General features: G+C 47.3%; 28 protein-coding genes. 5 read left to right on the top strand and 23 right to left on the bottom strand.

All coding sequences use genetic code 11. The features are described 5' to 3' along the window. Nucleotides 1–3: 3 nt before the first annotated feature. The 6 genes from FC96_RS11625 to FC96_RS11600 form a co-directional block, all read right to left on the bottom strand. Nucleotides 4–288 carry a hypothetical protein gene (locus tag FC96_RS11625; protein WP_055679762.1) on the bottom strand — a complete coding sequence of 95 codons (285 nt, stop codon included), beginning with the start codon at nucleotides 286–288 and terminating at the stop codon, nucleotides 4–6. Between the two features lie 74 nt (nucleotides 289–362). Next, entirely contained in the window at nucleotides 363–1,484 is a 1,122-nt protein-coding gene (gene alr, locus FC96_RS11620; protein WP_055679761.1) for an alanine racemase, read from the bottom strand. 7 nt (nucleotides 1,485–1,491) lie between these two features. Beyond that, on the bottom strand, nucleotides 1,492–1,848 hold the full coding sequence (acpS, locus tag FC96_RS11615; protein ID WP_056943118.1) for a holo-ACP synthase: 357 nt from the start codon (nucleotides 1,846–1,848) through the stop codon (nucleotides 1,492–1,494). Between the two features lie 168 nt (nucleotides 1,849–2,016). Continuing rightward, the gene (gene cshA, locus FC96_RS11610; RefSeq protein WP_056943117.1) at nucleotides 2,017–3,537 is read right to left on the bottom strand and encodes a degradosome RNA helicase CshA; all 1,521 of its coding nucleotides are present in this window, start codon (nucleotides 3,535–3,537) and stop codon (nucleotides 2,017–2,019) included. 169 nt (nucleotides 3,538–3,706) lie between these two features. Continuing rightward, nucleotides 3,707–5,080 carry a UDP-N-acetylmuramoyl-tripeptide--D-alanyl-D-alanine ligase gene (locus FC96_RS11605; protein WP_056943116.1) on the bottom strand — a complete coding sequence of 458 codons (1,374 nt, stop codon included), beginning with the start codon at nucleotides 5,078–5,080 and terminating at the stop codon, nucleotides 3,707–3,709. Nucleotides 5,081–5,169: 89 nt separating this feature from the next. Next, the gene (locus FC96_RS11600; RefSeq protein WP_055679760.1) at nucleotides 5,170–5,958 is read right to left on the bottom strand and encodes a hypothetical protein; all 789 of its coding nucleotides are present in this window, start codon (nucleotides 5,956–5,958) and stop codon (nucleotides 5,170–5,172) included. Between the two features lie 193 nt (nucleotides 5,959–6,151). Here FC96_RS11600 and FC96_RS11595 point away from each other — a divergent pair, with 193 nt between their 5' ends. Further along, nucleotides 6,152–6,616: a low molecular weight protein-tyrosine-phosphatase gene (locus FC96_RS11595; RefSeq protein ID WP_055679759.1), complete on the top strand. Its 465-nt coding sequence runs from the start codon at nucleotides 6,152–6,154 to the stop codon at nucleotides 6,614–6,616. 104 nt (nucleotides 6,617–6,720) lie between these two features. Here the strand turns inward: FC96_RS11595 and FC96_RS11590 are convergent, their stop codons facing one another. Beyond that, nucleotides 6,721–7,422, bottom strand: coding sequence for a class A sortase (locus FC96_RS11590; RefSeq protein ID WP_056943115.1), 702 nt, complete (start codon nucleotides 7,420–7,422; stop codon nucleotides 6,721–6,723). Nucleotides 7,423–7,564: 142 nt separating this feature from the next. Here FC96_RS11590 and FC96_RS11585 point away from each other — a divergent pair, with 142 nt between their 5' ends. Beyond that, nucleotides 7,565–8,764, top strand: coding sequence for a multidrug efflux MFS transporter (locus FC96_RS11585; protein ID WP_056943134.1), 1,200 nt, complete (start codon nucleotides 7,565–7,567; stop codon nucleotides 8,762–8,764). Between the two features lie 91 nt (nucleotides 8,765–8,855). On the opposite strand, the gene FC96_RS11580 is transcribed toward FC96_RS11585, so the two are convergent. The 5 genes from FC96_RS11580 to FC96_RS11560 form a co-directional block, all read right to left on the bottom strand. After that, nucleotides 8,856–9,107, bottom strand: a complete 252-nt coding sequence (locus FC96_RS11580) for a type B 50S ribosomal protein L31 (RefSeq protein WP_055679758.1) — start codon at nucleotides 9,105–9,107, stop codon at nucleotides 8,856–8,858. Between the two features lie 102 nt (nucleotides 9,108–9,209). Then, entirely contained in the window at nucleotides 9,210–10,496 is a 1,287-nt protein-coding gene (locus FC96_RS11575) for a UDP-N-acetylglucosamine 1-carboxyvinyltransferase (RefSeq protein WP_056943114.1), read from the bottom strand. A 211-nt stretch (nucleotides 10,497–10,707) separates the two neighbouring features. After that, complete coding sequence (locus tag FC96_RS11570; RefSeq protein WP_056943113.1) at nucleotides 10,708–12,336, bottom strand: CTP synthase; 1,629 nt, start codon at nucleotides 12,334–12,336, stop codon at nucleotides 10,708–10,710. Nucleotides 12,337–12,506: 170 nt separating this feature from the next. Further along, complete coding sequence (gene rpoE / locus FC96_RS11565) at nucleotides 12,507–13,187, bottom strand: DNA-directed RNA polymerase subunit delta (RefSeq protein ID WP_056943112.1); 681 nt, start codon at nucleotides 13,185–13,187, stop codon at nucleotides 12,507–12,509. A 44-nt stretch (nucleotides 13,188–13,231) separates the two neighbouring features. Beyond that, nucleotides 13,232–13,675 carry a YwiB family protein gene (locus FC96_RS11560; protein ID WP_055679757.1) on the bottom strand — a complete coding sequence of 148 codons (444 nt, stop codon included), beginning with the start codon at nucleotides 13,673–13,675 and terminating at the stop codon, nucleotides 13,232–13,234. A gap of 151 nt (nucleotides 13,676–13,826) precedes the next feature. Here FC96_RS11560 and FC96_RS11555 point away from each other — a divergent pair, with 151 nt between their 5' ends. Genes FC96_RS11555 through yidA form a run of 3 tightly spaced genes read left to right on the top strand, consistent with a single transcriptional unit; the run spans nucleotide 13,827 to nucleotide 16,839 of the window. Then, nucleotides 13,827–14,648: a lipoate--protein ligase family protein gene (locus tag FC96_RS11555; protein WP_235804763.1), complete on the top strand. Its 822-nt coding sequence runs from the start codon at nucleotides 13,827–13,829 to the stop codon at nucleotides 14,646–14,648. Nucleotides 14,649–14,665: 17 nt separating this feature from the next. Beyond that, the gene (locus tag FC96_RS11550; protein ID WP_056943111.1) at nucleotides 14,666–16,030 is read left to right on the top strand and encodes an HD domain-containing protein; all 1,365 of its coding nucleotides are present in this window, start codon (nucleotides 14,666–14,668) and stop codon (nucleotides 16,028–16,030) included. 2 nt (nucleotides 16,031–16,032) lie between these two features. Next, complete coding sequence (yidA, locus tag FC96_RS11545) at nucleotides 16,033–16,839, top strand: sugar-phosphatase (protein WP_055679756.1); 807 nt, start codon at nucleotides 16,033–16,035, stop codon at nucleotides 16,837–16,839. Between the two features lie 158 nt (nucleotides 16,840–16,997). Here the strand turns inward: yidA and FC96_RS11540 are convergent, their stop codons facing one another. The 11 genes from FC96_RS11540 to rsmA all read right to left on the bottom strand — a co-directional run bounded on the left by FC96_RS11540 (nucleotide 16,998) and on the right by rsmA (nucleotide 26,712). Continuing rightward, nucleotides 16,998–17,357 (bottom strand): DUF3899 domain-containing protein, encoded by a 360-nt coding sequence (locus tag FC96_RS11540; RefSeq protein ID WP_056943110.1) that lies wholly within the window; start codon nucleotides 17,355–17,357, stop codon nucleotides 16,998–17,000. A 62-nt stretch (nucleotides 17,358–17,419) separates the two neighbouring features. Further along, nucleotides 17,420–18,169, bottom strand: coding sequence for a glucose 1-dehydrogenase (locus FC96_RS11535; RefSeq protein ID WP_056943109.1), 750 nt, complete (start codon nucleotides 18,167–18,169; stop codon nucleotides 17,420–17,422). A 178-nt stretch (nucleotides 18,170–18,347) separates the two neighbouring features. Further along, nucleotides 18,348–19,328 carry a ribose-phosphate diphosphokinase gene (locus FC96_RS11530; protein WP_055679754.1) on the bottom strand — a complete coding sequence of 327 codons (981 nt, stop codon included), beginning with the start codon at nucleotides 19,326–19,328 and terminating at the stop codon, nucleotides 18,348–18,350. An 84-nt stretch (nucleotides 19,329–19,412) separates the two neighbouring features. Beyond that, the gene (glmU, locus tag FC96_RS11525; RefSeq protein ID WP_056943108.1) at nucleotides 19,413–20,795 is read right to left on the bottom strand and encodes a bifunctional UDP-N-acetylglucosamine diphosphorylase/glucosamine-1-phosphate N-acetyltransferase GlmU; all 1,383 of its coding nucleotides are present in this window, start codon (nucleotides 20,793–20,795) and stop codon (nucleotides 19,413–19,415) included. A 13-nt stretch (nucleotides 20,796–20,808) separates the two neighbouring features. Continuing rightward, the gene (gene purR / locus FC96_RS11520) at nucleotides 20,809–21,654 is read right to left on the bottom strand and encodes a pur operon repressor (RefSeq protein WP_056943107.1); all 846 of its coding nucleotides are present in this window, start codon (nucleotides 21,652–21,654) and stop codon (nucleotides 20,809–20,811) included. A gap of 234 nt (nucleotides 21,655–21,888) precedes the next feature. Next, nucleotides 21,889–22,680, bottom strand: a complete 792-nt coding sequence (locus FC96_RS11515; RefSeq protein WP_056943106.1) for a metal ABC transporter permease — start codon at nucleotides 22,678–22,680, stop codon at nucleotides 21,889–21,891. Further along, nucleotides 22,673–23,368, bottom strand: coding sequence for a metal ABC transporter ATP-binding protein (locus tag FC96_RS11510; protein ID WP_055679753.1), 696 nt, complete (start codon nucleotides 23,366–23,368; stop codon nucleotides 22,673–22,675). The genes FC96_RS11515 and FC96_RS11510 overlap by 8 nt, the downstream gene beginning before the upstream one ends. A 95-nt stretch (nucleotides 23,369–23,463) precedes the next feature. Next, the gene (locus FC96_RS11505; RefSeq protein WP_056943105.1) at nucleotides 23,464–24,411 is read right to left on the bottom strand and encodes an alpha/beta hydrolase; all 948 of its coding nucleotides are present in this window, start codon (nucleotides 24,409–24,411) and stop codon (nucleotides 23,464–23,466) included. A gap of 11 nt (nucleotides 24,412–24,422) precedes the next feature. Then, nucleotides 24,423–25,274, bottom strand: a complete 852-nt coding sequence (ispE, locus tag FC96_RS11500) for a 4-(cytidine 5'-diphospho)-2-C-methyl-D-erythritol kinase (RefSeq protein WP_055679751.1) — start codon at nucleotides 25,272–25,274, stop codon at nucleotides 24,423–24,425. A gap of 206 nt (nucleotides 25,275–25,480) precedes the next feature. Beyond that, nucleotides 25,481–25,732 (bottom strand): Veg family protein, encoded by a 252-nt coding sequence (locus tag FC96_RS11495; RefSeq protein ID WP_055679750.1) that lies wholly within the window; start codon nucleotides 25,730–25,732, stop codon nucleotides 25,481–25,483. Between the two features lie 95 nt (nucleotides 25,733–25,827). Next, nucleotides 25,828–26,712, bottom strand: a complete 885-nt coding sequence (gene rsmA / locus FC96_RS11490; protein ID WP_056943104.1) for a 16S rRNA (adenine(1518)-N(6)/adenine(1519)-N(6))-dimethyltransferase RsmA — start codon at nucleotides 26,710–26,712, stop codon at nucleotides 25,828–25,830. Nucleotide 26,713 lies beyond the last annotated feature (1 nt).

Raw genomic sequence — 26,713 nt, 5'->3', positions numbered from 1 at the left:
CGATCACCCCCGATCAATTGATAGGCCAGACGAGATTAGCTGATTTAGCCACGTAGTTGCAGCCTCCTCTTCAACGGGTGCATACTCGCGTACAATTGAAATGTTCAGGCTACCCATTTCCTGATATCCCGCAATCAACGACTCGATAGCGACAATGTCGTCTCGTCTAAGTTCCAGACTCGAGCGTGACCGCAAGGAAGCTAAGAATTGAATGCCACCAAACGTTTCGGTTAATTGACGCTTGCGATTTCTTGAAATGGTGCGTTTCACCACATTGTAACTTCTCATAATTTGACCTCTAAATAACGTCCTATGTTGCCATTATTTTAGCATATTTTTATAAAACATAACAGTTTGTCACATTAATTGCGGTAATCCCGTGGTAAGCGAGCAGTAAAGCCACAAGCAATTTCGTAATGAATGGTGTCACAGTAAGTGGCCACGTCCTGAAGAGAAATGCGCTGCCCTTGATCTGTTCCGACCATGGTGACCTTCGTTCCGACTGGATATTCTCGTGGGAGTCGAATCATTAATTGGTCCATGCAGATCCGCCCCACAATCTCGCAGAACTGGCCATCAACTAATACATGAAATCCCTGTAAGCGGCGCTCGTAACCGTCTGCATACCCAATCGGCAACGTCCCAATCCATTCATCTTCGCTTGCAGTATAAGTGGCGCCATAACTAATAGAGCGGCCTGCTGCAATCTTCTTTACATACACTAACTGACTCGTTAAGCTCATTGCGGGATGCAATTGATATGGAACCGTCAATTCGCCCCCTGAAGGATTAAGCCCGTAGCCAGCTACGCCATAACGAATTATATTACCGTTGCAAACGGCATGCCAAATACTAGTGGCTGAATTGGAAACGTGGACATACCGAGGCCGCTTCTCAAGAACCGCCATAAAAGCGTGCCAGCGTGCCAACTGCTCTTCAAAATAAGCTGTATCTGCAGAGTCGGCCGTCGCAAAGTGGGTAAAGATCCCTTCAAAATCAAAAGCGGGGTCTTCGGTCATGAGCGTAACAGCCGCCCCCAAATCAGCGGGATCTTGAAGGCCAATGCGGCCCATCCCCGTATCGAGGGCCATATGAACGTGCAGGGGCTCTTCTACGCCAGCCTTTGCCAGTGTGTCCTTTGCTTGTCGTAACCACTCGACATCGCCCACCGTTGCCGAAATTTGATGGCCGGTCATGATTGCAGCATGCTGAGGTGCTGTAATTCCTAACACTAAAATCGGCACTGTGAATCCAGCGGTTCTAAGTTCAAGCGCTTCATCTAAGATTGCAACACACAGCCCAGTGGCCCCGGCTTTAATGGCGGCCTGAGCCGTCTCAACAGCGCCGTGACCGTACCCGTTAGCCTTCACGACCATAAACAATTCGGTCCTATCATCCAACCGGTCAACCGCCTCTTTAACGTTTTGGTAAATGGCCGACCGATCAATGATCAATCGACTAGGACGCGTTTTTCCAACTGCCATTATCTTTCTAACCCCTCTCTAAAACAACCTGTGCTGCCACCATCTGACCAGTATGGGAGATGGACACGAACGCTTTACCATCAAATGGATGGGTCGTAAAAACCGGTTTTCCAGCCGCATCATCCAATACTTCAATATCTTGAAATCCGACCGTTTTACCGATCCCGGTTCCCAACGCCTTACTATAAGCTTCCTTCACGGACCAGCGACCGGCCAAAAAAGCGGCCGCTCGAGTCTCTTGGAGGCTCTCATAAACGGCTTTTTCCTTAGCGGTCAACAATTTATCAATAAACTGACGCTGGCTTGCATTGACCTCTGCAACGCGTGAAATCTCTTCAATATCGATCCCAATCCCATAAATCACGATGAGATCCTCCGTTCTGTTAGTCTTCAACCTTTTTACAATAGAGGACTGACCGCAATGCGTCAAGGGGGCTCGGTGCATTTTACCGACCCTTTAATAATTATCAGCCAACGAGACTAAAAAAGGCCAACCTGGTGTTTACCAAGTTGGCCTTTTGACAACGGGTGTTTAACCCTTTGAACGAATCGTAAATTGGCGCTTATTGCTACCTGATTTATGATCTGATGAACGGTGATCAGAATGCCGATCACTGCGGTGGTTACCACCGCTGCGACGATCACGGCTACCGTTCTTACTGTTGTAGCGACGGTTTCCGCCGTGGTTGTTACCGCGATGGTTATTGTTACCACCGTGACGACCACCACGTCTTGGAAGTGGCCGTTCTGGTGTAATCTTAACGGGAACCTGACTAGAATCGTCCTTGGTCACATCGTTGAGCAAGGCAGCGACCAGGTCAACTGCCTCGTAGTTTTCCAGCAAGCTGTTGGCCATATCTTCGTACTTAGACGTATCCGTCTTCTTAACGAGATTTTGAACCGTTTCTTCAGCGTTGCTTAGTTGGCCGACAAAGGCTTCTTCAGCCGAAGGCGGCTTCAATGGCAGCATCCGCACTTTGGTCAACTTTTCAATTTCACGCAAGTAATCCATTTCATTTGGCGTCACGAAAGTTAATGAAACCCCATGATGCCCGGCCCGGCCTGTCCGGCCAACCCGGTGAACATAACTGTCCGGATCTTGTGGAATATCGTAATTATAAACGTGAGAAACTTCTTCCACGTCAATCCCACGGGCAGCCACGTCCGTTGCCACTAAAATGTCCAAACGACCGTGTTTAAATTGATTTAAGATTTGACTCCGACGCTTTTGCGTCAAGTCACCATGAATCCCAGCAGCATTGTAGCCGCGGGCTTCAAGGCCCCGTGAGATTTCATCAACCCGACGTTTTGTCCGGGTGAAGACAATCGTTAAGTCTGGCGATTGAACGTCAAACAAACGGGTCATAATATCAAACTTTTCATAGTCTTTAGCTCGTACGTAGTATTGGTCAATTAAATCAGTGGTTAATTCCTTAGCCTTGATTTTCACGTGAGTTGGGTCCTTCATAAACTGAACCCCAACACGCTTGATTTCAGGTGGCATCGTCGCAGAGAACAACAACGTTTGCCGGGTGTCTGGCAATGCTTTGATGATGGATTCAATATCGTCTAAGAAACCCATGTTAAGCATTTCGTCAGCTTCATCCAAAACCAACGTCTTCACGTGATCAAGTTTAACGGTCCCACGATTCATATGATCGAGTAACCGGCCTGGTGTCCCAACTAAAACTTGAGGATGGCTCTTCAAGTTATTAATTTGACGGCGAATGTCCGCCCCACCATAAACAACTTGAACTTTGGCCCGTTCGTCACGCCCTAACAGATACATCTGTTCTTGCGTTTGAATCGCTAATTCCCGGGTTGGTGAGATCACCAACGCTTGGATGTTAGGGTCACTCTTGTCGATCATTTCGAGGATTGGTAGCGAGAAGGCAGCGGTTTTACCGGTCCCAGTTTGGGCCTGTCCAATCACGTCCTTACCCTCTAATACCAACGGAATTGTTTCTGCTTGAATCGGGGTTGCTTCTTCATAACCGCTCCGCTTAATCGCTTTGAGCAGGTTATCCGATAACCCAAGTTCTGTAAACTTCAAATAAGTTTCCTCCTAATGGATTGTCCAGGATATCAACTCGAAGAAATCCGTCTCCTGCTGCGTTGACACCCCATTTACAGCTGTGCCGTAAAAAAACATAACTGTAATAATATACCGCAAACAACAAAAATAAGCAACCAATCCGTTTGATTAGTTGCCCATTTCTCATTTAAGCCGTTAGTGCTGTTAGCACGTTTTCTAAATGAATGCCATGGCTACCCTTGATCAACAAAAGGTCGCCCGACTTAATATCTTGTTTTAACTGAGCAATAAGCGCAGATTGCTCGTCTTGGGCATAGTGGAATAAATCGGTGCTATCGTATTTCACTTCTAATGCGTCATAGAGGGCCTTCATATGCTCCCCAACCAGATAAACGCGACTCACCAAGGCGGGGTCGAAGCAGTCTGCAAGCTCGGCGTGCAAGCTATCGGCGGCAACGCCTAATTCCAACATATCCCCTAATACAACCGCCCGCTGGCCCGTTGTGGCGGCTGTTGAAAAAGCCTTCATGACTTCCTTAACGGCAGTTGGGTTTGAATTATAAACATCACTTAAAATCTGTTCGCCCGCTGAACCTGTCACCCATTCAGTCCGGTTTTTAGTCAAATCCATATTCCAAAGGGCGGTGGCAGCAGCTTCTGGCGCAATGGCTAGCACGTGACCAACTGCAAGCGCAGCCAAGGCGTTATCGACGTTATAGTCCCCTGGCATCGGCAATTTAAAGGTCAAATCGCCCCACAGGTTCGTTTTAAAGCTGGTTGTTGTTTTGGTTGATTGCACCTCGTGCGCATACAAATCGTTGTCGGCTTGTTGGCCAAACGTGACTTGTTGTTGGTCCACCGTCTGAGCACGGACCGTGAGCAAGGGCTCATCACCGTCGTAGATAAACGTCCCATCCGCCTTTAAGCTCTGAATGATTTCCATCTTAGCATCAGCAATCTTATCTCGGGTCCCGAAGAATTCGATGTGAGCTTCACCAATCATGGTGATGACCGCAATATCAGGCGCGGTCAGCTGACTCAAAAAAGTGAGCTGCCCCGGTCGATCCATCCCCATTTCAACCACTAACATCTCCGTGTTACTCTCCATGGCTAAAATGGTAATTGGAACCCCGATTTCGTTATTAAAATTATCTTTTGTTTTCGTCACATTAAACCGCGAAGCCAAAATGGCGGCCACCATGTCTTTAGTGGTCGTCTTTCCGTTTGAACCAGTGACCGCGACGACTTTCGGATTGATTTTTCGAAGATAGTGGCGGCTCAAGTCTTGTAACGCAACCAACGGATCGTCGACAACTAACACCGGAAAATCCGTCGGTGTGTCCGATCGATCACGTTTCCAAAAAGCGGCAACTGCCCCATTAGTTCTGGCTTGAGCCAAAAACTCATGACCATCTCTCATGCCGGCTAGCGGCACGAATAGCGCACCGCTTTCTAGTTCTCGAGTATCAAAAGCAACACTAGTAACCACCGTGTCTGCCCATTTTGTGACGTCGTTTGTTGCCCCAACCGCCGTTGCAATTTCTGCAAGCGTCATTTTCATGCAAATTAACCCCTAATCCAATCGATGTCTAACTGATTAAAAATTGTCACCGCTTATTATAACACGACTTTTCGGAATTCCCGGGTCAATTATAAATCCTCGGCATCATTTTCAAACGGGACCGGGTCCAAAATAGTGAGGGACCACCGCTTGTCGTCAACGTCATAATTCAGAGTGGCTACCCGGTCAGCGGTGGCAAACATGTCTTGCTGATCACGCCACCAGTTGGAATGCTCGGGATGCTGCTGCACCAGAACTGGGATCTGATAGCGCCGACTGCTTTCGTGAAATTCATTAAAGGCAATGATTGCCCCTTCACTAAAAATGCTCGCTAATTGCTTTAACACGTCATTGGAAACATCATTGACCGCTAATCCCCGGTTAAAAACCACCCACCGGTTACTATGAATGGCCCGCAGATGACGTTTCATTGACACGTCTAGCACGTGATAAAAGTTGCGCAAATTGCGGTAGTAAATTTTTGTTAACCACCGAGAGACAGATAGATAGGTAAATTCATTTTGTAATTTGGCGTACAACGGAATGTGAAGATGGGTTTTCATATGAGCCATATATAAGAGTTCCGCGATCTCACTTGGCATCATCAAATCTAAGTCCTCAGGGTCGTGGTAGTCCAGCCACATCTTATCTTGAACACTACTGTTCAGCAAAAATTCGCGCACAAAAGACTGACCGTTGACCGTTTGAAACCGGGTGTGATTATTGAATTGGTTTCCTTCTGTTTGGTCATTAATCAGGACCAATCGGGTGGGAATCTCCGAAATACCGTTCACAAAATCAGCATCTGAGATACCATACGAGATCACTAAATTCGTCACCTGTTCCCAATTAATGTAGATAAAATTGCCTTGAATCATTTCCCGTCCCGCTCTCCGTAGATTTCACCTTCATTGTACTACGAATCCCGTCTAAAAGGGGGGTCATCTTCTACCGGTTGCCCCTCAAATCCTGAATTTGTTTTGCCTTGAAATTTCTCACCGAAAGTGGTTCTTGACGGCTTTCCATCAGTTCTCTAATATGGACGGTAGTCATCACACTAAGGAGGAGCTTATGACCAACGTTTTATTTGTATGTCTTGGCAATATTTGCCGGTCACCGATGGCCGAAGCCATCTTCAGAGACCTCATCAAAACCCGTGGTTTGACCAATCAAATCGCCATTGACTCGTGTGCCACAAGCGCCGAGGAAGCCGGTAATCCGCCTCATTCTGGCGCTCAAGCGGTAATGAAGGCTCATCACCTTGATTACGGTGACATGCGATCAAGGCCCATTACTGAATCAGATTTCAAATGGGCTGATTGGATTATCACGATGGACAATCAAAACGTCTTTAATCTGAAACGGCTTGCTCCATCGGCGACTGACGCTGCTAAAATTCATTTATGCCTTGATATCGTTCCAGGCATGGCTGGCCAGGAGATCCCTGATCCTTGGTATACCCACCGCTTCAATGAGACCTACGCCTCACTTGCCGAAGCGTTACCGCTATGGCTCGATAAAATTCAAGCCAACTAGTTAGTTGCCAGTGCTTACTGAAAACAGGCCCGATTAAGGCAAACCAAAAGGTGGTCATCCGTTGATTAATGGATGACCACCTTTTTAAGCCCTAAGTCCGGCAATTAACGATTATTAAAGCCCCCGGCCAGCTGTTTTTGAATGGACTGGGCAACTTTTTTAAAGGGTTGTTGCTCAACCAAGCGACCACGCAACATTAACCGGCCGGCCCCCGTCGCATCACAGGTAATTAACGTAATAATGGGGGCCTTCGTTTGATTGACAACATCCACTCTGGTGGCGGCAATAAAGGTCCGCTGATAGAGCCGGTACGTATAAACGGATTTCATATCCGTCACATAGACGCGATCACCGACCTTGGATTTGAAATACAACGGTGAAAATAAAATATCTTTTCGCGTCATATGGTGTCCAGCCAACGGATAGTTCCCCTTGCCCATTTTTTGATCCGGTCGCATTGTTCCAGCGGCTAAGGCTAACGTTGTGTTGGCCACCCCTTTTGCAATGGGCAAATGCACGTTGGCCTTCGGTACTAGAATTGACCCAATCACGTGAATCTGACTGGCATTCAACCGCGCTTGCGCCACTGTTTGGAAATCTAATGATTTGACCTGTTTAAAGTCAAAGGACGCCTTTTTTTGATTATTTTTAGCAACACTGGCGGCCGTAATTTTAGGTTGGTAAGAACTGACCAGCCAATTTTTAATTTGTTGGTTAAATATGAGGCCCAACGAGATTAATAGCAAGACTAAGAACCCCGCCCGGATAAGCCACCGGCTAACCGGATTTCGATTGTTTTTTGACATACTCTTCCTCGCATTAGTAGTGACGAACTGGCTAAGACGTGCTACTCTTATTTTTTAGCAACTTTATTGTACTCGTTTTAACCAAACAAAGAAAGAAGATACCACTTTGACTCATTCTGACTCAGATCAGCCCAAGCCCAGAATGCCAATCTGGCGGCGAAATTTGTTTGTCCTGTGGTTTGGGACGTTCATGGCCGGCCTCGCATTCAGCGAGGTCATGCCGTTTCTATCGTTATACGTTGACACGCTGGGCGACTTTACCCGTGACCAATTGAATCTATACTCTGGCATCACGTTTTCCGCAACCTACCTTGTTACGGCTATCGCCAGTCCCATCTGGGGTCGCCTCGCTGACCGAAAAGGCCGGAAACTCATGCTTATTCGGGCCTCTTTGGGGATGGCCGTTGTCATGGCCCTCATGGGGGCCGTCACCGACGTCTGGCAACTCATGGCGCTCCGGTTTATTCAGGGCATTTTTTCGGGCTACATCAGTAACGCCAACGCCTTAATGGCGACCCAGGTGCCCAAGGACAAGAGCGGCCAAGCGCTGGGCACATTGGCCACCGGATTTGTTGGGGGCTCACTATTTGGTCCCATGCTTGGTGGCACGCTCGCCCAATTATTCAGTTACCGGGTCACGTTTTTCATTACCGGAGCCCTACTACTTTCCGTCTTCATTTTAAGTTACTACTTTGTCGAAGAAACGTTTGAACCCGTAACAAAGGAAAATATGTTATCGGGGAAGGAAGTCATCGGTGCCATTCGTCATCCCAAGCTAATCATTGGCATGTTTGTGACCACGCTGATTATCCAAGCATCGAACACCTCAATTTCGCCAATTCTAGCCTTATACGTTCGCGAAATTATGCCACGCGGCGCCGCTGTCACCTTTTTTGCCGGCATTGTCGCGGCCATTCCCGGCGTTGCCACCCTTTTTGCCGCCCCACGGCTTGGTCGATTAGGCGATCGGATTGGAACGGAGCGAGTGTTGTCGATTGGTTTTATTTTTGCCATCCTTGTCTATATTCCGATGGCCTTTGTAACGAATGTCTGGCAGCTCATGTTTCTGCGGTTTTTAATTGGTATTTCTAACGCCACCATGCTACCGGCAGTGCAAACCATCCTCTCAAAAAATACCCCACCGCAGGTCACTGGTCGCATTTTCAGCTACAACCAATCGTTTCAAGCAATTGGTAGCGTGCTGGGACCGATGCTGGGATCCGTCGTTTCCACCACCTTTGATTACCGTGGCGTGTTCATCTCAACGGCGATCCTCGTCTTAATCAATTTTTTGATGGTCTGGCATAATACCTCACAACTACGTCAAAAACATTCAAAATAAACCAAAAAAGTCAGGTCCACCCGCGATGGGACGTACCTGACTTTTTTAGTTGATCAATAAAAAAAGACCCGCATACCGGGTCCAATACTGATTAGTCTTGTGATAAACCGTACTTTTTGTTGAAACGGTCCACAGCGCCATCGGCTTGGGTAAACTTTTGCTTACCAGTGTAGAATGGGTGTGAATCTGAAGAAATTTCAACCCGGATTAATGGGTAAGTGTTGCCATCTTCCCATTCAACCGTTTCTTCTGAGGTTGCAGTTGAACCAGAGATGAACTTGAAACCAGTACTTGAATCTTGGAATACAACTTGGTGGTATTCTGGATGGATACCTTGCTTCATAATTAATTCGCTCCTTTGCCCTGCATCATTTGCTGATTCAGAGATTGATAATTCGTCAACTCAAACAATATACCATTTTTATTGACAGTTTTCAACGTCTTTCTATTTCTCGACCATCGTCTTCACATGATCGTCTTCAATTGCGACCTCGGCGTTCAAGTCACTCAATTTTTTGACGATGCTCCCATAGCCACGCAAAATATTTTCAGCATTAATAATGGTTGTGGTCCCTGACGCCATCATCGCTGCAATCATGAGTGACGCTCCGGCCCGGATTTCGCCAGCATCAACGGTAGCCCCACTTAACATCTCGGTATGATCAATCACAATCATATCGTTTTCGCTCCGAATATGCGCACCCATCTTCTGTAGTTCCGACACGTGCTTAATGCGTTGCGGATAGATTGTATCAACAATCACGCTACTGCCATCAGCTTTAAGTAATAACGGTGTGATTGGCTGCTGCAAGTCCGTCGCAAATCCAGGAAATGGCATTGTCTTAATTTGGATAGCCTTTAGATCCAAGGCCTTCGGAACGTAAACCGAATCTTCCCCAATTTCTAACGGGACGCCCATTTCAATTAACTTTGCCGTAAACGACTCCAGATGTTCGGGAATAATATTGTTGATTTGAATCCCATCCCCTGCTGCCGCAGCGAGTGACAAAAACGTCCCCGCTTCAATGCGATCAGGAATGATGGTATGAACGTTGGTCGCCCGCAAAACGGGGACGCCTTCAATCCGAATGACATCGGTTCCGGCGCCCCGAATGTGGGCCCCCATGTTATTCAAGAAGGTTGCTAGATCTATGATCTCCGGCTCTTTTGCCGCGTTTTCAATCGTTGTTAAACCGTCCGCTTTGACCGCCGCCAAAATGGTATTCATCGTAGCACCAACCGATACAACGTCCAAGAAAATCCGGGCGCCTGTTAGGCCTTTTTCACCAGTTGAGATGTGAACAGTTCCCTTTTCCTCAAAAACATCCGCACCAAGCGCTTTAAACGCCTTGATATGCTGATCAATTGGCCGTGGCCCAATATTGTCCCCACCAGGAAAAGTCACAGTAGCCGACCCAAAGCGCCCCAAAAGGGCCCCCATAAAGTAATAGGATGCCCGGAGGCTCTTGATGGCCTGGCTCGGCATTGGGGCCTGGATAATCTCGGTTGGATCAATGCTTAAAACGCCATCTTCAAATAATGAATGAACGTTCATCGACTGAAGAATCAACATCAAGTTATGAACATCCAAGATGTCTGGTACCATATCAAATTTTACTGGCGTATCGGCCAGAATGGCGGCCGGAATTAACGCGACCGTACTATTTTTTGCCCCACCGATGGTGACGGATCCGGATAACCGCTGACCACCGTGGATAATCATCTTTTTCATGACAACTTTTCCTTACTATCAATAATCAAACTGCAGTGTAATCTCTACTAATAATAAATAAAGGTGGACCAAATTACAATAGTTTCCGGTGCTTTCCTAAAAATGTAATAATTAGTGTCACACCTTTGGCTGGGTCCAACTCACAAAAAAAGCCTTGGAGACTGTGAAAGTCATTCCAAGGCTTTGTTGTCGCCGCTATATCACTAGTTGGTTATTCGCCAGCTGTCATGGTCGTTGCATCATGTTGTACGTTGGCTGCTGCCACAAAAGCCTTAAATAAGCCTTCTGGGCGGTTTGGCCGGGAGAGAAACTCAGGGTGGTATTGGGCAGCCACGAAGAATTTATTCGTTGGTAACTCAATCACTTCAACCAAGTGGTTATCTGGTGATGTCCCTGAGAACACCAAACCGTGATCTTCCATTTCTTGACGGTAAGCATTGTTAAACTCATAACGGTGACGATGACGTTCATCAACCTGTTCAACGTTTCCGTACGCTGCTGCCGCAACTGAACCCGGCTTTAGCTTGCATGGGTACAAGCCCAGTCGCTGGGTCCCACCCATATCCGAAATATCGGCTTGATCCGCCATCAAATCAATGATCTTATGCGGCGTAGAACCGTTCATTTCCGTCGAGTTGGCATCGGTATAACCCAAAACATCGCGGGCAAATTCGACACTTGCCATTTGCATCCCAAGGCACACCCCAAGGAATGGCACGTCATTTTCCCGTGCAAATTGAATTGCAACAATCATACCCTCAATGCCACGATCACCAAAGCCACCAGGAACAATCACACCGTCGGCCCCTTTTAGGACATCCGCTACGTTGTCACGGGTCACTTTCTCAGCATCAATCATTTCAAGGTCAATATCCGCATCAACCGGATAACCAGCATGCTTCAAGGCTTCCGCCACTGAAATGTAGGCGTCATGTAAGCCGACATACTTTCCAACCAGAGCGATCTTGATGGTCTTTTTCAGGTTTGTCACCTTTTGAACTAATTGACGCCATTCGGTCATATCTGCCTGTGGTGCTTCAACGTGTAAATGATCCAGAACTAACTGGTCCATCTTTTGGTCTTGCAGTCGTAACGGAATGTCGTAAATGGTTTCAACATCCATTGATTCAACGACAGCTTCTGGCTTAACATCACAGAAAAGCGCAATCTTTTGCCGCATTGCATCAGTGATGGGCTGTTCCGTCCGAAGCACTAAGATGTTGGGTTGAATTCCCAGTCCGCGTAGTTCCTTAACGCTGTGCTGGGTTGGTTTAGTTTTCATTTCACCGGCAGCCCGCAGGTATGGGACTAACGTTGTGTGAATGTAGACCACATTGTCATCGCCAACTTCAGCCTTCATCTGCCGAATTGCTTCCAAGAATGGCAAAGATTCAATGTCACCAACCGTCCCACCAATTTCAGTGATGACGATATCCGCGTTAGACGTCTTACCAGCCCGCATGATTTTTTCTTTGATCATCCCAGTGATGTGAGGAATCACTTGAACAGTAGCCCCAAGGTAGTCACCATGGCGTTCTTTTTCGAGCACTTCGGAATAAATCTTACCCGTCGTGACATTCGAATACTTGTTTAAATCGTTATCGATAAACCGTTCGTAATGACCAAGATCCAAGTCTGTTTCGGTACCGTCGTTCGTCACAAAGACCTCACCGTGTTGGTAAGGGTTCATCGTCCCAGGGTCGACATTGATGTATGGATCAAATTTTTGAATCGTTACGTTCAACCCACGGTTCTTCAACAAGCGTCCTAGAGATGCAGCAACAATTCCTTTTCCTAGCGACGACACAACGCCGCCAGTCACAAAAATATATTTGGTCATTGGATAGCTCCTCATCAGTTTTTATTTCGGGGTGGCCAGTAAAAATAAAAAGAGCTCCCTATTCTATAGAATAGGGAGCTTTCAAATCCGAACGTTGTCCTTGCAGTTGCAAGGAGCCCAAAAAATATAATAACCGTTTTTGGGGAGCACGTCAAGAAACAAGTTCGATTTTACTTATCCACTTTTGGATTAGCATCAGAATTGTCGTCATCATCGTCGTCGTTGAGATCGTCATCATCGTCGTCGTTGAGATCATCATCATCGTCGTCATCAAACTCTGAAAGTTGACCTTCGATACCATCTGGCATCTCATCATCTTCATCGTCATCAACGTCGGTGCCGTCGTCAATGTCAGCTAAATCAGCCGAGTACTTTCCGATGTTGTCATCGCTCTTAGTATCATCGTCATCTTCATCGTCATCGTAATCTTCATCATCAACGTCGACTTGATCTTGGTCTTCAGGATCATCATCGTCGTAGTCAATCACGTCGTCATCGTCAGAACTATCTGCCAAGAACGCGTTAACTTTCTTACGCTTCTTAGGACGTGGGTGTTCTTCGTCTTCTTCGCCGTGAATCGTTGCTTCGTCAATCGATTCAAACGGGTACCAAGTTCGCAGACCCCATGAGTTATCCCCCAAGGAGATAAAGCTACCGTCGATGTTTAAATCCGTATAGAATTGTGACAACCGATCACGGATTTCCTTGTCAGAGTCGCCGAGGAATTCCTGCACAGCGTTTGCCAAATCAACGAAGGACATGGCGTCCCCACGTTGTGACAAAATAGCGTGAGCAACCTCAATCATTGATAATTCTTTTTTGTTTTGGCCTTCAAAGACTTTAAGTTCCAAACTGGCGCACGTCCTTTCCACAGTCTACCAACCACTATACTCGATTAGACAGTAAATTGCAATCGAATCTCATAATTTCCCAGTAGTTGTTCGCCTGCATACAAGAGATAATCCACTGCTAGCCGGCCACCAAACGGTCGGTCATGAAATGATACTTTAAGGCTTGGCGTCACGGTTTCAACCGGTACAACGCCATACGGTGTGCGGTAGTTGGCCGCCACACGTTTACCAGCACTAAAATGCATGCGTAAGCGATTTTCACCGCTGCGGGTCAACGAAACGTCGCCGTCTGCCAGAAATTTAATGGTCACAGGAACAGCTTCTTGTTGATCCCCATTTTGAGGCTCTTGGTAACGCAAATAAATGGTTTGACCGATTTGAATCATTTGGCCTTCGACATCCAATAAGTAGTCGGACGTCTCACCATCCTGGGTCGTGTGCGTCTCTAAGTGAATGCCAACAGGAATCCCAGTTGTCAGATCCTCCATGTCAGTCCTTCCTTTCATTCCTAATTACTCAAATTATTATACCGCTTTTATCGTAAAATGCGCATCAAATTGCCTATTTGTCCCCTCGTGACGTCCCGTTGTTTTTCCGCTATAATTAAGGAAATGTGGATTAATGTTAGGGGTGAGTTCTTTGAATAATAGATTTCCATTCTCCACAGTCCAACTGCTTGATACGCCCCTTTCGCGGCAGGATCAATTAGCCTCGTTTGGCTTAACAAACAGCCTACTAACCGTGACTGGGACAACCCAACAAGCCCTTTTACACTTTTGGACGTTGCCACCAACCCTAATTTTAGGACTTAAAGATAAGCATTTGCCTGACTTATCAGCAGCGCTCCAATCAATTACTAAAAACGGTTACGATTATTTTTTGCGAAATTCTGGCGGTTTGTGCGTTGTTAGTGATGGTGGCATCTTGAACGTCTCACTCTTTTTACCCCAGGCCCAAACCCGGCTCCCGATAGACGCCGCGTACGAGATCATGAAATCCCTGATCAGTCGCGCCTTTCCGCAGCTGACCATTGCCAGTTACGAAATTACCCATTCGTATTGCCCGGGTGACTTTGATTTGAGCGTTGATGGCCGCAAGTTTGCCGGCATTTCACAACGCCGTACGCCTGGCGGCCTTGTGGTCATGGCTTACATCAGTGTGACCGGCGACCAGCAGTTTCGCGGCGCACTCGTCCGTGACTTTTACCAAATTGGCCTAGCGGGACAACCTAATCAGTGGGATTTCCCAGTCGTCTGGCCAGAAAGCATGGCTAACCTGGACACGCTCCTAGCCCAACCGTTAACCATCGCCACCGCGAAAAAGGCGATTCTCAAGGCCTTGGTGGCCAACGACGTGACGCTCGATTCAAAAACGTTACCAGTAATGATCAAAACTGAATCCTTTAACCATCAGTACCAAAACGAACTTCAGCGCATGGTGAAACGTCAGCGCGCGCTGTAATCAAGGAGGCCATTGGTTTGGCATATCGAAACGAACGGTTACCTCGTGAAAAAGTATTTCGCGATCCCGTCCACAATTATATTTATATTCAACACCGGGTCATTTTAGACCTGATCAACACTAAGGAATTTCAGCGACTACGTCGAATCAAACAGCTTGGGACTGCCAGCATGGTGTTTCACGGTGCCGAACACACCCGTTTCACTCACTCGTTAGGCGTCTACGAAATCACGCGACGAATCTGCGATAACTTCCAAAGAAATTACCCCACTCAAACGCCGGGGGATGGTCTCTGGGATGATTCCGAACGCCTCGTTGCACTGTGCGCTGCCCTCCTTCACGACATTGGACATGGACCGTATTCTCACACGTTTGAACACATTTTCAAAACAAACCACGAAGCCATTACGGCTAACATTTTGACCTCACCGGAAACCGAGGTTAATGCCGTCCTCCGGGCTGTCAGTCCAGAATTTCCACAACAGGTTGCTTCCGTTATTGAAAAAACCTACCCGAATCCCCAGGTCGTTCAAATGATTTCTAGTCAAATCGACGCCGATCGAATGGATTACCTGCTCCGGGATGCTTATCACACTGGTACCAAATACGGGACCTTTGACCTAACCCGAATTTTGCGCGTGATGCGCCCTTATCACGATGGCATTGCGTTTGAAATGAACGGGATGCACGCTGTTGAAGATTACATTGTCAGCCGTTTCCAAATGTATCAGCAAATTTACTTTCACCCCGTTTCAAGAGCGATGGAAGTGATTTTAAGCCACCTGCTAGAGCGTGCCCGTGAAGTTTATGAAGGGCCTGTCAAAACAACCGAAATTGCGGCCCCCTACCTGCTATTCCCATTTTTCCGACACGAATTCGACCTGGCCGATTATCTGCTTCTCGACGACGGAACACTGACGACGTACTTCGCCCATTGGCGAGCCGCCAACGACCCAATTTTAAGCGACTTGGCACACCGCTTTTTGGACCGAAAACCACTGAAATCTGTCCAATACGATGAGCAAACCGAACCACTGATTGCCCACTTGCGGCAGTTGATTGGCAAGGCCGGGTTCAACGTCGATTTTTACACGGCGACAAATAACAGCTACGACCTCCCTTACGACGCTTACGATCCTGAAATGAAAAAATCACTGACTCAGGTTGAACTGATGCAAGATGACGGCCACCTTGTGGAACTGTCGTCCGTCAGTGCTTTAGTCAATGCCATCACCGGCAAATTTTCGGGCGATCAGCGGTTCTTTTTCCCTAAGGAAATGCTCTCAAAACAAAGTGAAACAGTCGAATTATTCGACCCAATCTATCATGAATTTCAACGATACTTACACAACGACCAACTCATTCAACCACAAGGAGATTAACCATGGCAATCAAACTAATTGCAATTGACATTGACGGCACCCTCGTAAAAGACGACAAAACCCTAGCCCAACAGACCGTTGATACCGTTCAACAGGCCCTTCAACAGGGTATCAAAATCGTGCTCTGTACTGGTCGGCCGTTAACGGGGGTGCGCGACTATCTCGACCAACTCGGGATTGACGGTGACGATCAATACGTCGTCACTTTCAACGGGGCCATGGCCCAAACGACGGCGGGTAAGATATTGGCACACCATACTTTGACATTAGACGAATACATTGATCTCGAAGCTTACGCCCGTAAAATGGGCATCCACTTTCATATGGAAACTTCCGATTACCTATATACGGCTAACCGAGACATTAGTCCTTACACCATCGCTGAGAGTTTCTTAGTGCGGATGCCCATTCGTTATCGGAGTACGGATGAAATCACTGATGAGTTCACAATTTCCAAGGGCATGTTTATTGACGAGCCCAGTAAAATTGACGCGTTAATCAAGGCCTTTTCGCCAGAGCTGGCTTCCCGCTTCTACCTGGTCAGAAGTGAACCCTACTTCTACGAAGCAATGAATAAGGAAGCGTCGAAAGGAAATGCCATTGCGGATCTTGGTCGGCTATTGGACATTCATCAATCGGAAATCATGGCCATTGGGGATCAGGGCAATGATTTAAGTATGGTCCAATACGCCGGGGTTGGGGTCGCCATGGGGAATGCAATCGCTGACGTTAAAGCCGCGGCCCAACACATCACGAAAACAAATGAGGAGAATGGTGTGGCTTACGCGATTTCAGAGTGGGCGCTTTAGGGCTGACCTCATCATCGTTCTTCAAGGACGTCAAAATCGTTAGAGTAATTAAATAAGGGGCGACTTGGAATTCCAAGTCGCCCCTTATTTTGATGTTATTTGACCGTGATCGTTGCTTGGTTCAACTAGCCTCAAGCGTTCGTCACGCTTATTCAAAGCTATTTAAACACTAAGGTCACAAGGATGCTAAGTCCAATTAAAGTCACCCCGACGGCTAAACAAAACCTAGCGGGTTGATTCACAATGATGGGCCCGTTTTTCACACTCGCAACCTGGTCCACTGGGATTTTTTTTGTTTCAAGGGTCTCTTCCCCCTTCTGGCGTCGGCGATGCCACCCCGCCAGAAGGTGGGCCTTTTCGAGAATGAAACCGGCTGCGCCAACCAAAAATGCCAATCCAATCATGAACCAGGCGTTACCAACTGACTGCCAATCGACCCAAATCAAAGCCAGTAAGCCAGCCAATATCACCACGCTAAGCGTCGTCAGTAGTATCCAATATCGCCTTACTGTTTTCACGATTCATCCTCCCAATATGTCCGTATTAGTATAGCACAGACAAACTGGGAATTCTAAGCCCGTTAGGCCCGCACACCACCGTCGACCGTAAATTCGCTGCCAATCGCGTATTTTGATTCGTCACTGCCGAGGTAAACGCAGATTTCACCAATGTCCTTTGGTTCACCCATGTGACCGGCTGGAATGGTCGGAAGAATCTGAGGCTTAGCCGCTTCTGGAACAATCGCCGTATCAATCCATCCCGGGTGCACCGAGTTCACCCGGATATTAATTCCCCGCCGGGCTAACGAAGTTGCGGCTGCCCGGGTCAGCAGCCGAGTACCGCCCTTCGTTGCCGAATAGTCTGGGGCTAGAGGCAACCCCATCAACCCTGCGACGGAAGAAACATTGATAATGGAACCCGTGGCCTCATTAGTGTCTTTCATTGCCTTGATAGCCGCTTTCATCCCCAAAAAATTCCCGGTTAAATTAACGTCTACCGTTCGCTGCCAATCAGCGAGGCTCTCATCTTCAATCGCCACACCAGCACCACCAATGCCCGCGTTGTTAACCAAAATATCTAATTTTTTAAACTTTTCGAGAGTGCCAGCGATGACTTTTTGCCAGTCTTCCTCCTTAGAAACATCCTGTTGAATGAACAAGGCATTATCAGCGCCAAACTGGGCCACCGCTTGCTCGCCAGCCGTCACATTGTGATTGGCTGTTAAGACGACCTTCGCGCCTTCGCGAACGTAGCATTCTGCAATCCCTAGGCCAATACCAGCTACGCCACCCGTGATGATTGCCACTTTCCCTTTTAACCGATCCGTCATAGTTGTAACCTCCAGTTGTGAATTTAATAACTTGATTCATTATAACACCGCTCATGGTGCGCGTTCAAAGAACTCGCCGCCGCTTAATTAGCGGTGCACACCAAAAAGTCGCGACCTTTGAGAGTGCCTCAAAGGTCGCGACTTGATAACAGTTCTGGAGGTCTAAACTACTGAACACTTAAGCTTTTTCACGGTGGAATCGATTGTGGAACAGCGGGCTAACTGGTTTGTTTTCGTTAATTCGCTTAATAGCGTCACCAATCAGCGGACCAACTGAGATTTGTCGGATTTTACCAATTTGCTTTTCCTTAGGCAATTGAATTGAGTCCGTCACAACCACTTCTTTTAAGACCGAATTTTGAATTCGATCGATCGCTGGTCCTGATAAAACAGGATGCGTACAACTGGCGTAAACTTCGGTCGCACCAGCGTCAATTAATGCCTGCGCGCCCAGTGTAATCGTCCCGGCCGTATCAATCATGTCATCAATCATAATACAACGCTTACCCTTAACGTCACCAATGATGTTCATCACTTCCGCCACGTTAGCTTTAGGCCGCCGCTTGTCAATAATGGCAATTGGGGCTTTTAAGAATTCTGCTAAAGCTCGGGCCCGGGTGACACCACCATGGTCCGGCGACACAACAACGGCGTCTTGATCCAAATGGTTAGTGATGAAGTAATCAGCCAATAACGGCGCCCCCATCATGTGGTCCACTGGGACATCGAAAAAGCCTTGAATTTGAGCGGCATGCAGATCCAGCGCAACAACCCGGTTAACCCCGGCCCGCTCAAGCATATTAGCGACCAACTTGGCCGTGATTGGTTCCCGTGACCGGGCTTTTCTATCCTGACGCGCATAGCCGTAGTAAGGAATCACCACGTTAATGGTTTCCGCACTTGCTCGGCGCAACGCGTCAACCATAATGAGCAGTTCCATCAAATTGTCATTAACGGGCGCTGAGGTTGATTGAATCACGTAAACGTGGTCTCCACGAATACTTTGTTCGATATTGATTCGAATTTCGCCATCGCTGAATCGATCAACCGAGGTCTTTCCAAGTTCGACCCCGACCTCTTCAGCAATCTTTTCGGCTAGCGGCTTGTTCGAATTCAGGGCAAAAATCTTTAATTTTGAATCATAGTATTTTTCAGACATGGCACCCTCCACAAGGCATATTTCACTACGTTTATTTTATGCTATCAAAACATCGTCTGGCAAGCTCATTTTTTAAGAACTGGCTTAATCTTCCTCGGGTTGGTACGGCAGTTTCTTAAAGTACCCTGGCTTGTTAGTCTGGCGGGCTCTAGCAATCGCCATATCATACTGGTTAACCTGATTGGTAATGGTCGATCCAGCCGCGATAAACGAGTGATCGGCGACTTTTAACGGGGCCACTAAATTAGAGTTGCTACCGATAAAGGCATCGTCTCCGACCGTTGTCTCATGTTTGTTGGCACCGTCGTAGTTCACAAAGACGACCCCACACCCCACGTTGATTCGCTTTCCTAAGTGGGCGTTACCAACGTACGTCAAATGACCAACTTTAGTGCCCTCATCAATGGTGCTCTTCTTCACTTCCACAAAGTTGCCCAGGTGAACCTTTGGCCCAATCATTGAATCAGGACGAAGATGACTCATCGGACCAATATCGCTTCCTGCTTGCATCTCGGAGGATTCCAAGAACGATGACGTCACGGTGACCCCGTCGTGTAAAACGGTATCGTGGAGCTCTGAGTGGGCACCGATTAAGCAATCTGACCCAATCGTCGTCCGTCCCTTTAAAAGCACACCAGGTTCGATAATTGTGTCATTGCCAATCTTAACGTCAACATCAATGTACGTATCGTCCGGGTTAATCAAGGTCACACCGTTTCGCATGTGGGCTTCGTTAATCCGTCGTTGCATGACACGGGTCGCCTTTGATAAGGCAACTCGATCGTTAACACCCATGGACTCATTAAAGTCCGTCATCCGATAGGCCGCGACAATCTCGCCCTGCTCCTTCAGAATTTGAATCACATCGGTCAAGTAGTACTCACCCTGCGCATTTTCGTTGTTTGTTTCGTGCAGCGCCTTGAATAGGGCTTGGTTATCAAAAACGTACACGCCGGTGTTGATTTCATCGATCTCCTGTTCAGCAGGGGTCGCATCTTTTTGTTCGACAATTTTTTCGACAATTCCAAGGTCGTTTCTGACAATTCGACCATAACCAGTCGGATCTGGTGCCTTAGACGTCAAGACCGTTGCAACCGCCTTTTTTGCCTCGTGGTATTTGAACAAATTTTCAAACGTTTCCGCCTTAAACAATGGTGTATCGCCACTGACGACGAGCGTTGTGCCCGCTTCGTCTTTTAGCAGCGGTTCGGTTTGTAAAACCGCATGTCCCGTCCCGAGTTGTTGTTTTTGTAACACATATTCCGTTCGGTCGCCCAGGGTTTCTTCGACTTGTTCCGCCCCATAGCCAACCACCGTCACCACTCGGTCCATGTGCGTTTTTTCCACTTGGGTTAGGACGTGATCCACCATTGACCGTCCGCAGACTTGGTGCAGGACTTTATATAACTTAGACTTCATCCGCGTTCCTTTACCGGCCGCAAGAATGATCGTAAACCGTTTCGACATGACTCGAAAACTCCTATTCGCTTATTAGATTAACCCGCTCTGGGGTATAAATTTTTTGAGTATAATTTCCTGGTGCAACATGAATCTGATTGTCCGTGGCTGAGACTTTCAGCAACGATGTGTAATCAGGTACGACCCGATTGCCTTCAAACGCCCCTTCGGCTAATACAGAGACCCCGGCTAAAACAGCATCAAATTCTGCCAGCAAAGACCGCATGCCGCCAATCGTGCCGCCGCCCTTCATAAAGTCATCGACGAGCAAGACCCGTGAGCCAGCAGCGAGACTTCGTTTAGCTAATGCCATCTTTTCAATTCGTTGCCGGGACTCCGACACAAAGTTCACGCTAACCGTCGATCCTTCACTAATCTGAGAATCGTGACGAACAATCGCAAACGGCACGTTCAAAAATTCGGCCACACTTTGGGCAATGGGAATGCCTTTCGTGGCGATCGTTAAAACGGCATCTACCGGAGTATCAACGTATTCGGTCGCCATTAACCGACCTATTTGTCGGAGGGTCGTTGGCTGGCCCAGGAGGTCAGACATATAGACGAAACCACCCGGTAAGTACCGGTCGGCTTGAGATAATTCAGTAACCATGTCAGCTACCAGCGCGTCGGCTTCATCCTGACCCATATACGGAATCAATCGCGCGCCACCAGCAGCTCCCGGCACCGTTTCGAGTAACCCGGTTCCCCGGGCTTTGAAGGTGCGCTTTAAAATGGTCAAATCCTCACTGATCGAAGATTTGGCCGATTCATACCGCTTTGAAAAAAAAGTTAAAGACACAAGTTGATGCGGCCGCTCCAATAAGTAACGGGTCATATCAATCAGCCGATCGCTTCTACGAACTTTCACACTACTTCCCCCTGGGATACACAATCAGATTTAGTACCTCCATTTTAGCATAATTGTTCGGGTTTTAAGCACATTTCGATGATTCTCATGCGATTGTCAGTTGATTTTTAGCTAAATTTTTTCGAGGACAACATACCCGTTACTTTTCAAAATGCATTTGGACCAAACAAAAACCAGTGGTCCATTTGGAACCACTGGTTTTAATAAGCGTCGATCAATTCGCAACGCCCTATTTTAGTTTTTTGCCCAGTCAACGGCTAAAGCAATAAAGTAAATGCCTGCTTCGATAGCAGCAATAAAGAAACTAACTGGCCAGTTTGTCACGTAGCTTAAATATAATCCGGTCCAAACCCCGACTAGGGCGAAGATAACGGCTAATCCGGCCATTTTGCCGACGGTATGCACAAAGTATTTTGCTGCAGCCGCCGGTAACGTGAGCAGTATAAAAATCAGTAACGAGCCCACAATCTGAGCGGCAACACTAACTGAAAATGCCAATAAGATCAAAAAAATAACGGACAGCGTTCGGGTCCATAAGCCTTCAACGCGAGCCCCGATGGGATCAAAGGAATCAAACTTCAAAAACCGGTAAATCACCACTAATGTCAGTAACACGCCAGCAGATAACGCCATCATCTGGATGACATTCGCCCGGCTAATGCCAATCACACTCCCAAATAAAATACCGGTCGCGTAACTTGCGTTAGTATCTGCCAGAGACAAAAACAGGATACCAAGGCCAATGGCCAGCGCCGAGACGGCCGAGATGGCATTTTCACGGCGGGACGACTTCGCGCCAAGCTCGCCAACACCAATCGAACTAATCGTGGTAAACAAAAGCATCCCGTTCAACGGTTGCCAACCCATAAAAATACCAAAAGCGGCGCCGGCAAACCCAATTTCAGAAAGCGTGTGGGTCAGAAAAGACATGTTCCGGGCAATGACGAAAACGCCCATAATTCCTGAAATGATGGCAATTAACGTCCCCGCCATATAGGCGTTTTGCATAAATGGATAACTAAGCATTGTTCATCTTCGCCACCTTTTCGTCTGATAATGCCGAAATTGGCCCTGCTTCATAAGTACCAGGAGTCAAAAACAGGTACTGGTCTGAATAGTGCCGCGCAAGCGGAATATCGTGCGTGACAAAAATCACCGTTAAGCCTAACCGCTGATTCAAGCTTTTAACCAGATCCAGTAACTCCGTCTTAGCGACCGGATCCAAACTGGCGGTCGATTCATCTAAAATCAATAAGTTTGGGTTATCCAACAAGGCTTGCGCTAAGTAGGCTTTCTGTTTTTCACCACCGGAGGCTTGACCCAAAGGGCGGTCACTCACCCCGGTTAACTTCGTTTCGGTTAATAACTCTCCAACTCGTTGACGCTCCTTTTTAGTTAGCCAAGGGGTCCTGAATCCGGCAAAGTTTAACCCAATAAAATCCCGGATTGATAATGGATATTCCGGATCAATATTTCGAAACTGTGGGACGTAACCAATTTCAACGCTGTTGCGATTCGGTAAAAACCGGACCCGCCCGTTGCTTGGCTTCAGCTCTTGTAGGACCATTTTCATCAAGGTGGTCTTTCCCACCCCGTTTTCACCAACGATACTCAAAAAGGCCCCCTTCTCGAGCGTATAGGAGAGGTTCTCAATTACTGTCTTATCTGGAAATGCAAACGAGACATTGTCCAGTTGTAAAATTGGTTCACTCAATTTGCAAACGCCCCTTTTCCGAAAAAAAAGTAGCACACTGGCTACTTGTAAATCGTAATCATTACTAACTCATTCTACCGGAATTTTCCGCAATGTCAATCGGCATTTAACGTCTGATTTAAAAATTGCTGTAATTTTGCCCGATACGGCCCATTATTTTGAGCAAACGCCTTGACGTGGGGGGCCTTATCTTCAACGTAAACTTCAGCCGAGCCCCCAACTGCGTTCAATAAGAGCTCTAACTGATCAAATGGAACCACGGTATCTTGACGGCCATGAATGAATAAAATTGGCACCTTCGCCTTGGCCAGTTGTAGAGTGACATCCTGCTTCAAAAAACGAGTCCCCGTCATCAACTGCGAAATCCGATCGGCAATTGGCACAAATGGAAAGGCGGGAAGGTGATAATCATGGTGAACAACGTGCTGTGCCATTTTATAAACAGAAGCAAACCCTGAATCCGCCACTACGGCTTTCACGTTGTCAGGAATTGGCTCACCCGCCGTCGCAAGGACCGTTGCGGCGCCCATACTAATCCCAAATAAAACAATTTTGACCGAATCGCCAAGTTCACTGACCAGACTCTCAATCCACTGCACATAATCTTTTCGATCCGGCCAGCCAAAGCCGATCACGTGCCCGTCGCTATCACCGTGAGCCCGAGCATCCGGCATCAACACATGGTACCCCCAGTCGTGAAACAGACGGGCATACGGAATCATTTGCTCCCGGGAATGGCCGATGCCATGCGCCAAAATTACCGCCTGATGACTTGGCATTTTTGGCGCGATGTATGACGCCCGTAACGTTAACCCATCCGCCGTCACAATTCGCCGTTCCGTTGGGAGTTGTTTCAAATACCACGCGTTATCTGCGTCGGTGTTTTCACTAATGGCCAATTGCTGACCCTTTTGCTTTAACTGTGGACTCATATGAGTGGCTGCCCGATAGGCTAAAGCGCTAATCGCTGTCGCGCCGACCACGGTCGCGGCGCCAGCAATCAACATGCCATCGACCAACCCTAACCTGTGCTGCTTCGTCATGAACATCCTCCTTATAATGAACGAACTAAGTAGGCTTCCGAACAAAACCCACGAATACTGTTATAGACCCGGTGAGCGCGACTTTGTTGGCGAAAAAGGGCAAATACCGTTGGCCCCGTCCCACTCATAACCGCATGATCAGCTCCATAATGCCGCATCCGCTCCTTAATCTGGTGAATTTCGGGATAGCGGGTCATCGACACCTTCTCTAGGGCGTTACCCATGTGCTTATCCAATAATGCAAAATCGTCCTGCGCAACGCCCTCCAGAACCTGATCAATGTTAGGATGAGCAAGCGTTGCATAATCGATCTGGCGAAGGATATTGGGAGTCGAAACGCTAACATGTGGTTTGGCCAACACCAACCATGACGGCTTGAGCGGCGGGTTTAAAACGGCAACGTTCTCGCCTCGTCCGGTGACGTGGGCCGTTTTCCCGTATACGCAATACGGCACATCAGAATCAACTTTTAACCCCAGCCGAGCCAGTTCGGCCAGTGATAATCCTAAATGCCAAAGGTGGTTGAGCGCGCGCAAAACAGCGGCTGCATCAGATGAACCACCGCCCAACCCTGCCGCAACCGGAATATGCTTATCAATTTCAATCAAGGCGCCCCGGTTCACGTGATAGGTCGTCTGTAACAACACCGCTGCTTGATAAGCTAAGTTGCGGTGATCATTTGGCAAAAAGCCCGTATTCGACAGAACTTCAATTGTTGTTTCCGGTCTATCGGTCACCGCGACGTAATCAGCAAGGTCAATTGAAGTCATGACCATATTCCACTCAGGCATCCCATCCGGGTGACGAAAGGGGGTGTCGAGTCCCAAGTTGATTTTTGCGGCTGCCTTTTCAATAACCTTCATAATTGTCACCTAAATTCTCGTTATTGTCGCCTCTCCATTACTGGTCAAATGACTGACCGAAAGATATTACGTTTATTATACTCGAAGGTGATACAAAATAACAAACTGTCGCGTTTATGTATACAGTATTCGGTATGTTAATTGTTTTGAGATGACCGTACAAAAAAAGACCCGTACCCCCATCAGTGGCTACAGATCTCCTACTCCTATGATTCATCCTTATCCATTTCAAAGTCAATTTCGATATTTTTCGTCAAAATATCCGTATAACTATATGAAACGCGTTCAAATGAATTTTCATCCTGGTCCAAATCAACAACGAAAACAGCCGGATACGTTTCCTTCAACACCCCGTGCCGCTCCGTGGTCTTTTTACGCCCTGCCTGGGCGACTACCATCAATTCTTCCCCGATCCGATGATCGAGATTATCCTTAATCGTTGCTAAAGTTGTTGGCATGACCTCACCCCTTGTGTGAAACATTATAACAGCGTTTCACATAAACGTCAAATTATACCACAAAGCTTCCCGTTCAACAATACCCATTGAAAAGTTTAAAGAAGCCCCTCTGAATGCAGGCTATTAGTGAGTTCAATGAACTGATCAATCGTTAACTTCTCAGCCCGAATAGCGGGTGAAATCCGATTTTTTTCAAGTACATTTGTCAAACGATCCTTGACGTCAGGCTCTTTTCCAAACATTGACAACAAATTATTCCAAAAACTTTTTCGCCGATGGAGAAAACAGCCCTTCACAAATTTAAAAAAGGCACCCTCATCAAAGGGCTTCGTTTCAAACACTGGGGCCTTAGTCATGGTGACAATGGCTGAGTCCACGTTTGGTTGCGGCGTGAAAACAGTTCGTGGTACTGGAAAGGCCACCTGTGGTGTTGATCGGTACTGCACGGCAATTGATAATGATCCGTAAGCCTTAGTCCCCGGAACAGCCACTAACCGATCGGCCACTTCACGTTGCATCATCACGGTAATTCCGCTAAATGAAATATCACTTTGTAAAACGGCCATTAAAATTGGCGTCGTAATGTAGTAGGGCAAATTGGCCACCAATTTTAACGGGCGGCTCATATCAAGTCCGGCCGCTAAAACTTGAGGCAAGTTAACCTGCAAAAAGTCCTGGTTAAGAATCTTAACGTTATCGTACTGTGACAACGTTTCATCTAAAACCGGAATCAAATTTTGATCGATTTCGAACGCCAAAACTTGATGACTGTTCTTGGCTAAAAATTCAGTTAAGGCGCCAATACCAGGGCCAATTTCAATCACATTATCCTGCTCGCTTAATTCTGCTGCGCTCACAATGTGTTGCAAAACATTGGGATCAGTCAAAAAATTTTGGCCCAAACTCTTTTTGGCAGACAACCCATACCGGTTAATAATGGCCTGAGTCCGCGCCGGACTTGCAATTAATGGTGTACTCATC

This window comes from Secundilactobacillus kimchicus JCM 15530 (genome assembly GCF_001433995.1).
GTDB classification, from domain to species: Bacteria; Bacillota; Bacilli; order Lactobacillales; family Lactobacillaceae; genus Secundilactobacillus; species Secundilactobacillus kimchicus.
The sequence above is the reverse complement of the archived record's forward strand: the minus strand, read 5'-3'. Positions and strand labels throughout refer to the sequence as shown.

Bases quoted from the DNA above. Each gene is read 5' to 3' on its own strand.
- FC96_RS11535 (WP_056943109.1), bottom strand. From the start codon at position 18,169: ATGACGGATCGGTTAAAAGGGAAAGTGGCAATCATCACGGGTGGCGTA.
- FC96_RS11600 (WP_055679760.1), bottom strand. From the start codon at position 5,958: ATGATTCAAGGCAATTTTATCTACATTAATTGGGAACAGGTGACGAAT.
- yidA (WP_055679756.1), top strand. From the start codon at position 16,033: ATGGCAATCAAACTAATTGCAATTGACATTGACGGCACCCTCGTAAAA.
- FC96_RS11530 (WP_055679754.1), bottom strand. From the start codon at position 19,328: ATGTCTGAAAAATACTATGATTCAAAATTAAAGATTTTTGCCCTGAAT.
- rsmA (WP_056943104.1), bottom strand. From the start codon at position 26,712: ATGAGTACACCATTAATTGCAAGTCCGGCGCGGACTCAGGCCATTATT.
- alr (WP_055679761.1), bottom strand. From the start codon at position 1,484: ATGGCAGTTGGAAAAACGCGTCCTAGTCGATTGATCATTGATCGGTCG.
- FC96_RS11585 (WP_056943134.1), top strand. From the start codon at position 7,565: ATGCCAATCTGGCGGCGAAATTTGTTTGTCCTGTGGTTTGGGACGTTC.
- FC96_RS11570 (WP_056943113.1), bottom strand. From the start codon at position 12,336: ATGACCAAATATATTTTTGTGACTGGCGGCGTTGTGTCGTCGCTAGGA.
- glmU (WP_056943108.1), bottom strand. From the start codon at position 20,795: ATGTCGAAACGGTTTACGATCATTCTTGCGGCCGGTAAAGGAACGCGG.
- FC96_RS11560 (WP_055679757.1), bottom strand. From the start codon at position 13,675: ATGGAGGATCTGACAACTGGGATTCCTGTTGGCATTCACTTAGAGACG.
- FC96_RS11625 (WP_055679762.1), bottom strand. From the start codon at position 288: ATGAGAAGTTACAATGTGGTGAAACGCACCATTTCAAGAAATCGCAAG.
- FC96_RS11505 (WP_056943105.1), bottom strand. From the start codon at position 24,411: ATGACGAAGCAGCACAGGTTAGGGTTGGTCGATGGCATGTTGATTGCT.
- ispE (WP_055679751.1), bottom strand. From the start codon at position 25,274: ATGAAGGTTATTGAAAAGGCAGCCGCAAAAATCAACTTGGGACTCGAC.
- FC96_RS11595 (WP_055679759.1), top strand. From the start codon at position 6,152: ATGACCAACGTTTTATTTGTATGTCTTGGCAATATTTGCCGGTCACCG.
- FC96_RS11605 (WP_056943116.1), bottom strand. From the start codon at position 5,080: ATGAAAATGACGCTTGCAGAAATTGCAACGGCGGTTGGGGCAACAAAC.
- FC96_RS11575 (WP_056943114.1), bottom strand. From the start codon at position 10,496: ATGAAAAAGATGATTATCCACGGTGGTCAGCGGTTATCCGGATCCGTC.
- FC96_RS11580 (WP_055679758.1), bottom strand. From the start codon at position 9,107: ATGAAGCAAGGTATCCATCCAGAATACCACCAAGTTGTATTCCAAGAT.
- FC96_RS11590 (WP_056943115.1), bottom strand. From the start codon at position 7,422: ATGTCAAAAAACAATCGAAATCCGGTTAGCCGGTGGCTTATCCGGGCG.
- FC96_RS11495 (WP_055679750.1), bottom strand. From the start codon at position 25,732: ATGCCAACAACTTTAGCAACGATTAAGGATAATCTCGATCATCGGATC.
- FC96_RS11515 (WP_056943106.1), bottom strand. From the start codon at position 22,680: ATGCTTAGTTATCCATTTATGCAAAACGCCTATATGGCGGGGACGTTA.